This window comes from Mycobacterium bourgelatii (assembly GCF_010723575.1).
GTDB classification, from domain to species: domain Bacteria; phylum Actinomycetota; class Actinomycetes; order Mycobacteriales; family Mycobacteriaceae; genus Mycobacterium; species Mycobacterium bourgelatii.
Genome location: NZ_BLKZ01000001.1, coordinates 3,058,279 through 3,073,048, shown reverse-complemented (window position 1 = coordinate 3,073,048; position 14,770 = coordinate 3,058,279). Strand labels below are relative to the sequence as shown.

The window sequence follows — 14,770 nt, the reverse complement described above, 5'->3', positions numbered from 1 at the left end:
GTTGTCCAGCGCGGTCCGGGTGCCTGAGAGGTTGACGGAGAGGTATTGCTCCTTCGGCGTCCGTGGCTGGCGGCCACGAAACTCTCCCGCGCAAGTGCGATGCGTTGTCTAGTTTACTCGGCCGCGAGCTCTCGGCGCGCGCCGTAGCAGGCTGAGCCGGTCTACTAGCCGATCTTGCGGTCGCGGTGCTTGCGACGCGAAGCCAGTTCGTCCTCCGGGGCGGCTATCGACTCCCCGCCGTCGGCCCGCTCACCGGGGAAGTCGGCGATCACGCCGGTCAGCTCGCGCATCGCGCCCGAGACGGCGATGCCGAACACACCCTGGCCGCCCTGCAACAGGTCGACGACCTCTTCGGCGGAGGTGCACTCGTACACGCTGGTGCCGTCGGAGAACAAGGTGATGTTGGCCAGGTCTTGTACGCCCCGCTGCCGCAGGTGGTCGACCGCAACCCGGATGTTGTGCAACGAGATCCCGGTGTCCAGCAACCGCTTGACGATCTTGAGGACCAGGATGTCCTTGAACGAATAAAGACGTTGGCTGCCGGAGCCGGCCGCGCTGCGAATCGACGGGACAACCAGCGAAGTCCGCGCCCAGTAGTCCAACTGGCGGTAGGTGATGCCGGCGATCTGGCAGGCGCTGGGCCCGCGGTAACCCACCAACTCGTCGGGCACGGAATCGTCGGGGAACAGTCCGGGCTGCACTGCGTCGGTCACCCTGCTGGGTGTGCCGCTGCCACCACCGGGGGCGGCGGCCGCGTCGTCAGCAAGGTCAAGCTGTCCTTGACGTGGCTGCTCGCTCACGGTGCTTCCTCTCGCCGATCGCGCTCTCGTCTAGCTGCGTCACTGGCCGTCCCAACGACCTCGCTTCTCAGGCCCGAGTGCTTGAGAGCATACGCCGTTAGGTTGCCGCCGTAATCCCGGTGATCATCCAACCGTCATCAAAGTATGGCCGCCGCGACCGAAAGCGGGCGCTAAGCGCAAGGCGTGTCGAGGGTCCAGCCTGTGAGATGAGACTCATCCGTAACTTGAGGGTCACTGGACCCATCCGCAACCGTTCGCCGGGTTCGGTGGCTCGCCGGCTAACTAGGTGGCCTTGAAGTCGTCGGGCGAGACGCTGTCGAGAAATTCCTTGAATTTCTCCACCTCGTCCTCCCGCACGGCGCTGCTCTCTTGTTCGTCGGCCTCGTCGGGGATGAGCAGACCGGCCTGGGCCAGTACGGCTTCCTCGACGTAAATCGGCACCCCGACGCGCAGCGCGATCGCCACGGAGTCGGATGGACGTGCGGACACCTTGATGTTGCGGTCGAAGATCAGATCCGCGTAGAAGGTGCCCTCCTGCAGGTCCACGATGCGCACCTCCTTGAGCGAATGCCCAAGGGCTGCAATGACATCCCTGATCAGGTCGTGCGTCAGTGGCCGGGGTGGCTCCACGCCCTGTTGCTCCAGGGCGATCGCTGCGGCCTCCGACTGTCCGATCCAGATCGGTAGGTACCGGTCACCGTTTGTCTCGCGCAGCAACAGCACCGGCTGGTTCTGGGGCTGCTCGACACGAATGCCGACAACACGTACTTCGCCCATCTGCGCCTGCCCTCCGCACATGCCGCCATGTCCGATTTTCACTCAGCACGGCGGCGCGGTGTACCCCAAATCTTCACCGCGTCGCCGACACCAAGCTGTCGATCGAAGTCTAGTCCTCAGCGCTGCAGAAGGTCGCGAACGGCCGATTTGATCAAGGAAGTGTGCAATGTGATAGCGAGCGCGGCAACTTCGCGAGCCAAGTCATCAGCACGGTCACGGGCGCCGGCCTTGTCGGCCTTGACCATCGGGCCGGCGATTTGGGCGATCAGGTCCGACTGACGGTCGGCAGCCGACCGGAAGGCGCGCAGATGCCTGGGCTCGACACCGTATTCCGAGAGCGCGCGGGCACATTGGAGGATCACGACCGTGTGTTCGTCGAAGAAGCCGCCCGGCCCCGTGGTGATCACCCCGGCTCGGAGCAACGCTGTCAGCAGGTCGTCGTCCACCTGGGCGCGTTCCAGCAGGTCTTCGCGACTGAGCCGGATGGCAGTGGACGAGACGGCACCCGCGTCCGCCCCGGCGCTGTCCGCGTCGTCGGTTATCGGCACCAATCTTGGTACGCCGTAAGGAGACGCAGACGGTGGCAACTCGCCGTCCGGCTGGGCGTCAAGCTGGGCCCGGATCACCTTGAGCGGCAGGTAATGATCCCGCTGCGCGGTGAGAATGAAGCGCAGCCGGGCGCAGTCGTATGCGGTGAACCGGCGGTAGCCCGATGCGGCACGCTGTGGCGTGACCAGCCCCTCAGCCTCCAAGAATCGAATCTTGGAGATTGTGACGTCGGGAAAATCCGGTCGCAGCAGTTCCAAGACCGCCCCGATCGACATCCCGGCGACTGCGGGACTATCGGGTGCGCTCACTGGCCTGCGGTGCCCCCGTCGTCGTCGCCCTTGGGCCCGGTCAAGAACACCAGGCGGAACTTGCCGATCTGGACCTCGTCGCCGTTGGCCAGCACGGCCGAATCCACCGGCTCGCGGTTGGCGTAGGTGCCGTTGAGGCTGCCGACGTCCACAACGCTGAACTCGCCGCTCTCCAGCCGGAATTCGGCGTGCCGACGGCTCACGGTGACATCGTCGAGGAAGATGTCGCTGTCGGGATGGCGGCCGGCCGAGGTGACGGCTTGGTCGAGCAGGAATCGGGACCCGGCGTTCGGCCCGCGTTTGACGACCAACAGGGCCGAGCCCGCGGGAAGTCCCTCCACTCCCGAAACGGCACTCTCGGTACCCGCCTGCGCAGGAGCGTCCAGTTCATTGAGGAAGTCGGCGCGGAAGACGGACGTCGTCTCCACAGTGACTTCGTCAGAGGTCTGGTCGTTGTCTGTCACCCGCTGCTCCTCACTGGCCGCTGTGGCGTTCGCTCACCGGGCCATTCGGCCGACTTGCTGACTTCTCGTACTTCCACGTGCTTGTGACGCTAGACCGTACCGGGCACAGCCTGCGACGTGCTCACCACTTGCAGGATCGTAAGCCCGATAGCCTAGCTTCTCCTACCCGCGCTTCCTTCGGTGCTTCGCGATACTTTCGGACCTTAGCAATCGTCATTCGGTCAGCGTTCCGCGGTAGGCCTCCGCGTCGAGCAGCTCCGCGATGGCGGACTCCAGTCCGGCCGCTTCCGGGCCGTCGACCTGTACGTCTACCAGCCAGCCGGCGCTGTACGGGTCGGAGTTCACCAGTTGCGGGTTACCTTCCAGGTCGCCGTTGACCGCAGCGATCGTTCCCGATAGCGGCGCAAAGAGATCCGACACCGACTTGGTCGACTCCACCTCGCCGAAGGCTTCCCCTGCGGTCACCTTGGTGCCCACATCGGGCAACTGCACGAACACCACGTCACCCAGGGCCGACTGCGCGAAATCAGTGATCCCGATCCGCACCGTGTCTTCTGAGGTGCGCCGAACCCACTCGTGTTCGGCGGTGTAGTGCAGATCCGGCGGGATATCGCTCACGGTGCTCCTCAGGCTGATCGGTTCACTTGACGGGCTGAGCGTATTGGTGCGGTTTTGGTTGCCGCAAGGTGGTGACGTCGACACGGTCGGCTTGCTGCACCGACATCCGCCCACCGACGCGTTTGATGCTGTCCTCGGCGCCACCGGGTATGTGCATTGCCGCGGCCAGGGTCGGCGGATCACCAATGGCCAGAATCGAATACGGCGGGGACAGCGACTTGGAGTCGATGATCAGTGCCCCCGGCGACCCGACCACCCAGGTGTCGACTCCCACCCGCACCGACTGCTGTCCGTCATTGATTTCGATGGCTTCGGCGCCGGCGGCCCGCAGTTCGTTGATCACATCCAGCATCGCTTCGGCCGACACCCCGGGGCCTGGGTCGTCGATTTTCACCGTGACGCCCGGCCCAGTGGCGCCCACTGCGCCCACCAGAATGGACAGAGCCGCGAGTTTGGCCTGCGCCCGTTCGATTGCGGCTTGGTCGTTGTTGCCGGATGTCTGAAGCTCGTTGAGGGTGTTTTGCAGTTCGGCGACTTCCGCATTCAGCGTCGCCTCGCGCTGCCGCAATGAATCCAGCAGCACCAACAGATCTGCGGGACGGGCCGTTTCCAGCGAGTCACCGGAGTCGTTCTGACGGACCTGGGTGACGATCGCGACGCCCAAAACCAGACACAGCAACACCGCCAGCGCTCCGAACACCAGGCGTGAGCGACCACCCCGTGACGGTTCCGTCCGCCCGGTGCCTTTGGCGCGGCGGAACGGATTGATTCTGGGACGGGCCCGCTCGGCGGGCAGTTCGTGACGGCCATGGCGCCCGCCGCGGTGAGCCGCGGGCTCGGCAGCCGGCTGGTTCTGTTGTGCCGCGGTGCGATCGGGTTCGTTGGCGCCGCCCGCGTGCCCGTCAACGTCCTGGCTCACGCTGGTCTCACCTCCCTCATGGGTGAAAGGGCGCCCCTCCTCTTCATCGTCCTCACTGCGTCACGCTCCGAACAACCGGCGCCGCAACGCGGCGGCGTTGCCGAAGATGCGGATGCCCAGGACGACGACGATCGCGGTGGACAACTGGGTGCCCACCCCCAATTGGTCGCCGACGTAGACGATCAGCGCCGCCACGAAGACGTTGAAAACGAACGAGACCACGAACACCTTTGGATCGAAGATCTTCTCCAGGTAGGCCCGCAGTCCGCCGAACACCGCGTCGAGCGCGGCGACCACCGCAATCGGCAGGTAGGGCTGGATTACCTCGGGCACGCTGGGGTGGAACACCAGGCCCAGCACGATGCCAATGGCAAGCGCCGCGATTCCGATCATGCCGGTCGGATCTCTCTCACCAGGATTTCCTCCACTAGGAACCAATCTTCTTCGCGAACTTGACATCCCGCACCGTTGCGGCCGGCAGCGTCAGTGCATCACTGGTGGTCACGCTGACCCCCACGCCGTAGGAGACTTCCAGCAGCCGCAGTCGCCGCAGCCCCGGGCTGTCGTCGAAGACGTCCTTCATCGCATTCGGCGGGCCAATCGCGACGATCGTGTATGGGCTGCTGGCCGGATTGTTGTCCACCAGGATCGATCCCCCGGCCTGCCGAATCGTCACGTTCGGCCCGATCCGGGCGCCGTCGACTGCGATCGCTTCGGCCCCGCTGGCCCACAACGAATTGACGACGAGTTGCAAGTCGCGGTCGAGGATGATCTGACGGCTGCCGCTCACCCGCTGTTTGGATGCGTCGGACAGATTGGGTCCAACGCCCGGGTCGGTCACCGTCACCGTCAAGCCGGGGCCGATGATGCGGCTGCTGGCCGCGGCTCGGCTCATCCCGTCCAGCTGCCGGAGCAAACGTTGGCCCTCGATGTCGTCGGCCAGCGCGATTCGTTGCACATCATCGACCTTCGCCGAAAGGACGCTGCGTTGCTGCGCCAGCTTGGCGGCGGCGGCATTGGTCGACCGCACGCTCGCCGCGAGCAGGTGCTGGGCATTGCGCACGCCGGGAGCAACTGAACGGGCTTGCGCCACGGCGGCGGCGAATACCGCGGCGACCAGGGTCGCGGCCAGCGCCTGCCACAGCCAGCCGGTCACGCGGCTGCCCGGAGTCTGGGGTGTGTCCGACTCTTGCCGTTTGGCGGCCGCCGCGGCGTACCCGGGATCGAGGTGCTCCGACAGCAGGGCGCGCAGCAGCGACGGCACCGGGATGTGTTTCGGCCTGGCCGTGACGCGGGCGCTGTAGCCGGCGTTGGGGTCGTAGCCGCCGAGCAGCCGATCCGGTTCAGCCATGCTCACCCGCGTTGGGGGCCGACGGCGGGGTTCGCGGCTTTGTCCGCTTGACGTTGGGCATCTCGCGCATCACCAGTGCCATCTGCACCAGGTAGAGCACGAACGCCCACAGGTACATGTAGAGGCCCCAGATCAGGAATGCCCAGCCGAACCACCCCACGATCCGGCTCCACAGCGCGTCCCCCTGCCCCAGCAGCACCAATGGAAAGCCGGCCATGAGGGCGAACGTCGCGGCCTTGCCTATGTAGGTGACAGGTAGGGCGGTCAGCCCGCGCGTCCATAGCAGCGGCAGGGTCAGCGCCAGCAGGCCGTCGCGGGCCAGCAAGGTGATGATGAACCACCAGGGCGCGATGCCGCTGATCCCGAACACGATGGGGACGGTGACCATGTACAGACGGTCGACCGCAGGATCCAGCAGCGTGCCCAACTTTGACGACTGGTTCAGCAGCCTGGCGATCTTGCCGTCCGCATAATCCGATACCCCGCTGAACATCAGAATCGCCACCGCCCAACCCGTGGCGTGCTCGACGAGCATCAGGTAGATGAACACCGGGATCAGCACGAGGCGCGCGATGCTCAGCACATTGGGCACCGTCAGCACCCGGTTCTGTGCGAGCACAGGCTCCATGAGCGGTGACATTAGCCCGACGACGATGCGGTCCGCACAGCGGACTGTTGAGGAGTTGGGCAATCTGGCCGAGCCCGACGACGATGCGGTCCGCACAGCGGACTGAGGTGGAGCCGGGCAATACTCAGCGACTCAGCGGAATACGCCGGGCAGGCTCAACGTCGAAAGTGTGTCGTCGGCCAGCGGGTTGTCGTTGACCATGTAGGTCCACGTCGAGGTCGGCCGGGCCAGCTTGGAAAGATCCAGGCCAGGTTCCTCTTCGAGGATGTTGGCCGTCTCGAAGGTTTGTTGGGCCGCCTCGATGGCGTCCGCGGCCAGCGATGCGAACGCGTCGACCGCCAGCCGGTGGAATTCGTCGAGCGGGTTCTGTCGACCCAACGCACGCAGATGGATGCTCTCGCGGATGTCGGCCAGGTAGGCCAAGTGGTCGGCCCAGCCCCGGTCGAGGTGGTAGAGCATGATCAGCCGGCAGATCTTTTCCAGGCGCTTCTCCGCTGCGGCCTCGTCCTCTTCCTTCGACAGGACCTCGAGGAGCTTCTTGTACCGCTTGGGCGCCAGGTCTTCGAGCTCTTCGCGGGCCGTTGGGGTACGCAGCAGCGTGTTTCGGCGATCGACGATGATGGCGCGCTGCTGGGCGATCAACTGGTTGTAGCGCCACGTGTTGGCGTGTACGTCCAGCAACCGGCCCTCGGCGACGCGCTGCGCATGGTCGAGCAGGCCGCTGGTCTTGGGGCTGATGATCCGCCCGTCCTCGTCGGTTTCGGTGGGGAGCTTGTTGGGGTCGAGGTTGGCCGCGACGACGTCGTCTTCCCAGCTGGAGAAGAACACCGACGATCCGGGGTCGCCCTGGCGTCCGGCCCGGCCACGCAACTGGTTGTCCAACCGCTCGGTGTTATGCCGGCCGGTGCCCACCACGTGCAGTCCACCCAGTTCGGCGACCCGGTCGTGATCGGCCTCGTCCGAACCGCCCAGCCGGATGTCGGTGCCCCGACCGGCCATCTGCGTGGACACCGTGACCGCCCCGTACTTACCGGCCTCGGCGATGACCTGCGCCTCTTCGGCGTCGTTCTTCGCGTTGAGCACCACCGCCGGCACTCCGCGCCGCAGCAAGCGCTCGTGCAGCTCTTCGGATTCGGCGACGTCGCGGGTGCCGACCAGCACCGGTTGCCCGGTCTCGTGGACCTCGACGATGTGATCCACGATCGCGTCGTTCTTGGCGGCTGCGGTGATGTAGACCCGGTCGGACTCGTCCTCACGGATGTTGGGGGTGTTCGGCGGTATCGGTGAGACACCCAGCTTGTAGAACTGGCGCAGCTGTTCACCGGCGGCCAACGCGGTGCCGGTCATCCCGCACACCGTCGCGTAGCGGTTGATCAGCGCCTGCACCGTGATCGTGTCGAGCACCTCGCCGGTCTCGGTAGTTTCGATGCCCTCCTTTGCCTCGACCGCGGCCTGCAAACCGTCCGGCCAGCGCTGCAGCTGGGCGATGCGGCCCCGCGAGGCGTTGATCAGTTGCACCGCACCGTCGCGGACGATGTAATGCACGTCGCGCTGCAGCAGCACATGGGCATGCAACGCGACATTGACCTCTGTCAGCGTGGTGCCGACGTGTTCCTCGGAGTACAGATCGATGCCGCCCAGCGCCTTTTCGACCTTGCGGGCGCCGGCTTCGGTCAGGTGGACATTGCGGTTGTCGGAGTCCGTGTCGAAATCCTCCCCTGGGGTCAACTGACCGACCAGCTTGATGATCTCGAGCCGCGGCGTCTCCCGGTGCGTGGTCCCGGCCAGCACCAGCGGCACCAGCGCCTCGTCGACCAAGACGGAGTCCGCTTCGTCGATGAGCGCGACGTCCGGTTTGGGTGACACCAGGTCGTCGACGTCTGTGACGAGCTGATCACGCAGGACGTCGAACCCGATCTCGTTCACCGAGGCGTAGGTGACGTTGCAGTTGTACGCCGCCTTGCGGTCCTCACTCGTCGACTCCGCGGTGATCCAGCCGACCGTCAGTCCCAGCGCCTCGATCAGCGGGCCCATCCACTCCGCGTCGCGGCGGGCCAGGTAGTCGTTGATGGTGACGACGTGCACGTGCCGACCCGCCAGCGCATAGCCCGCGGCTGCGATCGCCCCGGCAAGGGTCTTGCCCTCGCCGGTGGCCATTTCGATGACGTCGCCGGCCAGCATGCGCAGGGCGCCGAGTAGCTGCACGTCGAACGGCCGCAGCCCGGTTGTCCGCTCGGCCGCCTCTCGGGCGATGGCGAGGAACTGGGGAATGTCGGAGGAGTTCGCGAGATCGTCGAGGTTGAGCAGTCCCGCCGCCTTGCGCAGCTTCTCGTCGCTGAGGTCGGCGGCCTCTTTGTCGTACTCGGCCGAGGCGGTGACCTCGGCCATCGAGCGGTTCCGGTTCTTTTCCGTGCTGGCGCCGAGGAGTCGCCAGAATCGACTACTCAGGCGGCCGGTTTGAGCGCGAGTGGTCTTAGAAGGCACAGCCCAACGGTACGCGAACCGAAACGGGCGCGAGCGTGCGCGTTTGTCCGCGACACGCCGAACGGCGGGGTACCAACACGCACGCTCGCGGGACAGATCGGCGCGGACCGGCGCGGAACTCAGGCCAAGTTGGATCGGCGCGGATAAGCGACGCTGGGATCGGTGAGCACGTTGACGACGGACGGTATGCCGCTGGCGAAGGCGCGTTCCAGCGCGGGCCGCAACTCGGCCGGGGCCGACACCAACTCGCCGTGCCCACCCAGGGCGCGCACCACCTCGTCGTAGCGGGTCCCCGGGCGCAGTTCGGCCACCACGGAGTAGCCGTACAGCGCCTCCATGGGGTGTTTCTCCAAGCCCCAGATGCCGTTGTTGCCGATCACCGACACGACGGGCACGCCGTGTCGTATCAGCGTGTCCCATTCCATGCCGCTGAACCCGAAGGCGCCGTCGCCCTGCAGCAACACCACTTGGCGGTCGGGTCGCGCCAGCTTGGCGGCCAGGGCGTAGCCGGGACCGGAGCCGAGACAACCGAACGGTCCGCTGTCCAGCCAGCAGCCCGGCTGATAGCTGTCGATCACACGGCCGGCGTAGGACCCGAAATCCCCCGCGTCGATGACGACAACCGCGTCGCGGTCCAGCATCGGCGCCAGTTCGGCGTACACGCGCATCGGGTGCAGCGGGATCCGATCCTCGGCGAGCTCGGCCTTCTCCAGGTCGCGTGCCGCGCGCTCGGCCGTCCGAAGCTCTGCGATCCAGTTCTCATGGTCGGTGGGGCGGGTGCCGGCCAGCGTCGACAGCACGGCGCTCAGGTCCCCGTAGAGGCCAGCCGCTATCGGGCGCGGATGTTGGCGTTCAGGTTGGACGCGGTCCGCCACCACCAGCTGCGTGTCCGGTCCGAAAACCCCGCCGAAGCCGAGGCGGAAATCCATTGGCACACCGACGATCAGCGCGACATCGGCTTCCTTCAACGCCTTGGACCGGGCCCGGGAAAAGGCCAGCGGGTGGTCGGCGGGGACGACGCCGCGCGCCATGCCGTTCATCAGCACCGGGATCCGAAGCTCCTCGGCAAGCCGCAGCAGCGCGGCCTCGGCATGCCCCCACCAAACGTTGGTACCGGCCATGATCACCGGCCGTTGAGCCGACGCCAGCAACTCGGCGGCCTGGTCCAGCGCGGCGCCGTCCGGCGTGGGTGAGGCGGGCGCCTCGCTCAGGGCGCCGGGCTGGCCGTCGTCTTGGGCCATGGAGAACACGTGGTCCATCGGGAAATCGACGAAGGCGACGCCCGACGGCGCTCCAACCGCCGCCCGCAAAGCCTCGTCGACCAGCCGGCCGGCGTCCTCGCCCGACTGTGCCGTGGCGGCAAAGCGAGCCAGCGGTGCCACGAATGGCACGTGATCGATCTCCTGCAGCGAACCCATGCCCCAGCGCTGGGCCGGGGCCCGGCCGCCCAGCACCACCAGCGGCGACTGGTTCTGCTGCGCCGCTGCCATCGCGCTCATTCCGTTGGTGACGCCGGGACCCGCCGTCAGCGCGGCCACGCCCGGCACCCTGGTCACCTTCGACCAGCCCTCGGCGGCAAAGGCTGCGGTCTGTTCGTGACGGGTATCGATCAGCCGGATGTGCTCGTCCCGGCAGCCGTCGTACAGGGAGAACAAGTGCCCGCCCGAAAGCGTGAAAACCGTGTCGATGCCGCTCGCCTTGAGCCGACGGGCGATGAGCCGGCCGGCGTGAATGGTCGTCGGAGCGTCGATGCTCATGGTGGGCAGCTTAATCACACCGCCGTTGCCCGCCGCACCGCCGAGCCGCTGACCCGGTCGGTGCCTTCAGCGAATTGCGTTGCACTGCAGAGGGTTAAGCCGATCAGCTGAGCTATCCGCGGTTGCTCGCGACACAGAGTTGGACCCTTAGCCACGCTTGCGGCCGATGCGCGGGGTACCTTGCCGGAATGAATCCGGACATGTTCATCTCCACGCGGGACTGGGGCAGCGAACTCTGGAATTCGCTGGAGTGGCTCGCTCAGGCGTGGGCTATCGCGGCGGTGAGCACCATGGTCATCCTGGTGCTGATCCACCGATTCACCACTTGGGGCAAACAGTTCTGGCGTGTCACCAGTGGCTACTTCCTGGGCCGCGAGAGCATTCCGGTCTGGATCTGGCTTGGGGTGCTGCTGCTGTCGGTGGTCGCGGGAGTTCGCATCGATGTGCTGCTCTCCTACCAGGGCCGCGACATGATGAACAGCTTTCAAGCGGTTGCAGCGGGCCTGGGCAACCACGACGAGGCCGTCCGAAATTCCGGGAAAGTCGGCTTCTGGTTCTCCATCGGCATTTTCAGCATCCTGGCCACCATCCATGTCGCACGCATCATGCTCGATCTGTTCCTGATGCAGCGGTTCATGCTGAGGTGGCGCGCCTGGTTGACCGATCGGCTCACCGACGACTGGCTCGACGGCAAGGCTTACTACCGGGCCCGCTTCATCGACGACACGATCGACAACCCTGACCAGCGCATCCAGACCGACGTCGACATCTTCACCACCGGCGTCGGTCCATTGCCGAATACCCCGGGCAACTACACCAAGACCACACTGCTGTTCGGCGGGATCGAAGCCATCACCTCGATGATTTCGTTTACCGGGATTCTGTGGGGCCTATCCGGCACGCTCACCCTGCCCGTCATCGGCCTCTCACTACCGCGGGCAATGTTCTGGATCTTGTTGACCTACGTGCTGCTCGCCACCATTTTTGCGTTCTGGATCGGCCGACCAATCATCTGGCTGGCCTTCAACAACGAAAAATTCAACGCCGCATTCCGGTATGCGCTGGTGCGGCTGCGTGATGCCTCAGAGGCCGTCGCGTTCTACCGCGGCGAACTGGCTGAGCGCACCGGGTTGCGGCGGCTGTTCGAGCCGGTCGTTTCCAACTACAAGCGCTACATCAACCGGATGATCGGGTTCTACGGCTGGAACGTCTCGGTGAGCCAGATCATCACGGTGGTGCCGTTCATCCTCCAGTTCCCGCGGTTTCTGGCCGGCGAGATCAAACTTGGCGCCATGTCGCAGTCCGCGTCGGCGTTCGGCAGTATCCAGGCCGGGCTGTCGTTCTTCCGGAACGCCTACGACTCGTTCGCCGGCTACCGGGCCGCAATCATCCGTCTGCACGGCCTCGTCGTCGCCAACGAAGAAGGCAGAGCGCTGCCCGAAGTCACCACGAACCCGGGTATCGATGGAGCTGTCGTGCTCGACGATGTCGAGGTCCGCACCCCGGACGGACGGCAGCTCATCAGACCGCTGGACATGCGCCTCGAGGTCGGTGACACCCTGGTGGTCACCGGTCCGTCCGGTAGCGGCAAGACCACCCTGCTGCGCAGCCTGGCCGAGCTGTGGCCGTTCTGCTCCGGGACGCTGACCCGCCCGTGCGGCCCCAACGAGACGATGTTCCTCTCCCAGATGCCGTACGTGCCGCTCGGCGATCTGCGTGCGGTGGTGTCGTACCCGGCGAAAGAAAACACGATCGACGACGACACCTTGAGAAGCACACTGCGAAAGGTCGCGCTCCCCCATCTGGTCGACCGGTTGGACGATGTGCTCGACTGGGCGAAGGTCCTCTCCCCCGGCGAGCAACAGCGGATCGCGTTCGCGCGCATACTCTTAACGCGCCCCAAGGTCATCTTCTTCGACGAGTCGACCTCCGCGCTCGACGAGGGTCTCGAGTTCATGCTTTATTCACTCGTCCGCACGGAGCTGCCGGACACCATCCTGGTCAGTGTGAGCCACCGCAGCACCGTCGAGCAGCACCACACTCACGAACTCCACCTGCTCGGAGACGGCGAGTGGCGGCTGGGCAGGCTGGAGAAAGAACCCGCGCAGGTCTAGGTCGCTTTGGCCGCAGCCTTGGCCGCCGCGTGCGATCCGGCGCGGCGGCCGAAGAACGACCCCTCCCCCAACTGCGTGCCGCTGGCGTACCCCTTGCCGTCCTGAGCGAGGTTGGAAGCACATGCCCCGGCGGCGTACAGTCCCGGCACCACCGACCCGTCCTCGCGCAGCACTTCGCCATCCAGCGACACCCTCAGGCCGCCAAGGGTGAATCCCGAGTACATTGCCCGCCCCAGCGAGAGGTCGAACACCGCCCATGGCCCTTTGTCCTGTGCCGCAACGTATTCCGGCTGTTTGTGAAAGTCGGGGTCCTCGCCTCTGGCGGCGAACTCGTTGTAGCGGTCCAACGTGGCCGCGACGTTTCCGGCGGGAATGTCCAGTGCGGTTTCCAATTCGGCGATCGTCTCGTAGCCATCGAGGAAGCGGATGAGTGGCATCTCAGGCATCTGCATGTGTGCTTCGTCGACGATCAGGTAAGCCGTTTGGTCCGGCTGCTCCAACACGAAAGCCGAAGTGCGCGAATGGTAGGAGTCTTCGGCGACGAAGCGCTTGCCTTCCTTGTTGACGATCACCCCGGTCAGCAGGATTTCTGGTGGATAGGCCGCCGCGGTGATGAACAACTCGTCCATGTTTTCGGTGGCCCCACCCGCCGATAGCCCCAGTCGGATGCCCAGCCCGTCGTCGTTGGGGTTCCCCAAGATGTAGGGGGCCACCAGACCGTGGTGTTTGGTGCGTCGCGGTTGACCCAATGCGGGGGTGTGCTCGGCGACCATTTCGGGGTTCATCGCGAAGCCCCCCGCCGCGATGACGACCGACTTCGCCTTGACCGCTCCGGTCTCGGAGAAGTGTTTCCAGGACGCACCGGCCACCGCCCCGGCGTCGTCCAGGATGAGGTTGGTTACGCCCGTCTCGTAGCGGATCGCTACCCCGAGTTCATCGGCGCGTTTGACCAGCAGATCGATGACCATCGCCGCTCCGCCCAGTTCGCCTGGTACGGGGACGGAGTGCCCGCGGGGAGCCGGCTTCGCCTGCTCACAAAAGGGCCACACCTTTTCGTTGCCGGTGTAGCTCAACCCCTCGGTGCCGGGCGGCACGACCACCTTGCCGGGGTAGAAGCTGCGCTCGAACTGAAAGCCCAGTGCCTCAAGCCAATTGAAGTGCTCGACGCTGCCTTCACAGTAGGCGCGAATCTTGGCGTGGTCGGGTTGTCGGGAAACCGCGACGAGGTACTTGTACATCTCTTCCGGCGTGTCGTCGTGACCCGTCGCCTGCTGGACCGCCGTTCCGCCACCGAGGTAAAAGTGCCCGCCGGCAAGCGAAGTCGTGCCGCCCGCCGCGCCGCCGCGTTCCAAGACCAGCACCCGCGCACCCGCCGCGGCGGCGCTGACCGCGGCGCAGCCGCCGCCGATGCCGAATCCCACCACCAGCACGTCGACCTCGTCCGACCAGGACGTCACCGTGTCGGCATGGATTGTGGCTGGGATTTCGGTGCTCACCGTTGCTCCTGTTTGATGTAGTCGTAAAAAGTCCGCATTTGTGGTGACACGTAAGCGAATTCGAGGTATGGCACCCCGGCTGCTGGGGCGGCCACGTAGCCGAAGTGCATCCCGCCCGGCATCACGCCCTGCTGGACGACGGGGGCGCCGTTAGCAGCCACTTCGGCCAGGGCCGCGTCGAAGCCATTGAGGCTGTCCGCCTCGACGCAGATGTGGTGCAGCCCGGATCCGTGGTCGCGCAGAAAGTCACTATAGATATTCTCGCCGCGAATCGGCTCGATCAGCTCCAACTGCGTGTCCCCGAGGTAGCTCAGCGAGATGTGGGCAAAGAAATCTGCGGGCTCGCCGTGGTAGCTGCAGGTGTCGGGAGCGAAATGCACATCGGGTATCCGCACCCACTTTCGGACGCCTAGCAGGGCGGTAAGCGTTTTTTCGGTGGCATCGAGGTCGGGCGTCACCCAGGCGATCTGCGTTGGCGACTGAACGGGAAGGTTCATCGTCTCGC

14 protein-coding genes and 1 riboswitch are annotated in these 14,770 nt (G+C 65.7%); of the genes, 1 reads left to right on the top strand and 13 read right to left on the bottom strand.

Annotation, left to right across the window (positions count from 1 at the left end; all coding sequences use genetic code 11):
• Position 1: 1 nt before the first annotated feature.
• Positions 2 to 99, bottom strand: a riboswitch (glycine riboswitch).
• A gap of 65 nt (positions 100 to 164) precedes the next feature.
• The 11 genes from G6N68_RS13340 to G6N68_RS13290 form a co-directional block, all read right to left on the bottom strand.
• A complete protein-coding gene (locus G6N68_RS13340; protein WP_163712781.1) occupies positions 165 to 800 on the bottom strand; it encodes a MerR family transcriptional regulator in 636 nt (211 codons plus the stop codon).
• Between the two features lie 282 nt (positions 801 to 1,082).
• Positions 1,083 to 1,577, bottom strand: a complete 495-nt coding sequence (locus G6N68_RS13335; RefSeq protein WP_163712778.1) for a bifunctional nuclease family protein — start codon at positions 1,575 to 1,577, stop codon at positions 1,083 to 1,085.
• A gap of 116 nt (positions 1,578 to 1,693) precedes the next feature.
• Positions 1,694 to 2,434 (bottom strand): transcriptional regulator FtsR, encoded by a 741-nt coding sequence (gene ftsR / locus G6N68_RS13330; protein WP_163712775.1) that lies wholly within the window; start codon positions 2,432 to 2,434, stop codon positions 1,694 to 1,696.
• The gene (gene garA / locus G6N68_RS13325; RefSeq protein ID WP_163712772.1) at positions 2,431 to 2,898 is read right to left on the bottom strand and encodes a glycogen accumulation regulator GarA; all 468 of its coding nucleotides are present in this window, start codon (positions 2,896 to 2,898) and stop codon (positions 2,431 to 2,433) included. The genes ftsR and garA overlap by 4 nt, the downstream gene beginning before the upstream one ends.
• A gap of 213 nt (positions 2,899 to 3,111) precedes the next feature.
• A complete protein-coding gene (gcvH, locus tag G6N68_RS13320; protein WP_163712769.1) occupies positions 3,112 to 3,516 on the bottom strand; it encodes a glycine cleavage system protein GcvH in 405 nt (134 codons plus the stop codon).
• A 22-nt stretch (positions 3,517 to 3,538) separates the two neighbouring features.
• A complete protein-coding gene (locus G6N68_RS13315) occupies positions 3,539 to 4,435 on the bottom strand; it encodes a DUF881 domain-containing protein (protein ID WP_163712766.1) in 897 nt (298 codons plus the stop codon).
• A gap of 60 nt (positions 4,436 to 4,495) precedes the next feature.
• Positions 4,496 to 4,828 carry a small basic family protein gene (locus G6N68_RS13310; protein WP_163712763.1) on the bottom strand — a complete coding sequence of 111 codons (333 nt, stop codon included), beginning with the start codon at positions 4,826 to 4,828 and terminating at the stop codon, positions 4,496 to 4,498.
• A 34-nt stretch (positions 4,829 to 4,862) separates the two neighbouring features.
• Positions 4,863 to 5,786 carry a DUF881 domain-containing protein gene (locus G6N68_RS13305; protein WP_163712760.1) on the bottom strand — a complete coding sequence of 308 codons (924 nt, stop codon included), beginning with the start codon at positions 5,784 to 5,786 and terminating at the stop codon, positions 4,863 to 4,865.
• Positions 5,779 to 6,414, bottom strand: coding sequence for a CDP-alcohol phosphatidyltransferase family protein (locus G6N68_RS13300; RefSeq protein ID WP_163712757.1), 636 nt, complete (start codon positions 6,412 to 6,414; stop codon positions 5,779 to 5,781). The genes G6N68_RS13305 and G6N68_RS13300 overlap by 8 nt, the downstream gene beginning before the upstream one ends.
• A gap of 132 nt (positions 6,415 to 6,546) precedes the next feature.
• On the bottom strand, positions 6,547 to 8,898 hold the full coding sequence (gene secA2 / locus G6N68_RS13295; protein ID WP_163712754.1) for an accessory Sec system translocase SecA2: 2,352 nt from the start codon (positions 8,896 to 8,898) through the stop codon (positions 6,547 to 6,549).
• Between the two features lie 119 nt (positions 8,899 to 9,017).
• Positions 9,018 to 10,655 (bottom strand): acetolactate synthase, encoded by a 1,638-nt coding sequence (locus G6N68_RS13290; protein WP_163712751.1) that lies wholly within the window; start codon positions 10,653 to 10,655, stop codon positions 9,018 to 9,020.
• Between the two features lie 188 nt (positions 10,656 to 10,843).
• On the opposite strand from G6N68_RS13290, the gene G6N68_RS13285 reads away from it, so the two are divergent.
• A complete protein-coding gene (locus tag G6N68_RS13285; protein ID WP_163712749.1) occupies positions 10,844 to 12,769 on the top strand; it encodes an ABC transporter ATP-binding protein/permease in 1,926 nt (641 codons plus the stop codon).
• On the opposite strand, the gene G6N68_RS13280 is transcribed toward G6N68_RS13285, so the two are convergent.
• Positions 12,766 to 14,265, bottom strand: a complete 1,500-nt coding sequence (locus G6N68_RS13280) for an FAD-binding protein (RefSeq protein WP_163712746.1) — start codon at positions 14,263 to 14,265, stop codon at positions 12,766 to 12,768. The genes G6N68_RS13285 and G6N68_RS13280 overlap by 4 nt on opposite strands.
• Complete coding sequence (locus G6N68_RS13275; protein WP_163712743.1) at positions 14,262 to 14,762, bottom strand: VOC family protein; 501 nt, start codon at positions 14,760 to 14,762, stop codon at positions 14,262 to 14,264. The genes G6N68_RS13280 and G6N68_RS13275 overlap by 4 nt, the downstream gene beginning before the upstream one ends.
• Positions 14,763 to 14,770: the final 8 nt, after the last annotated feature.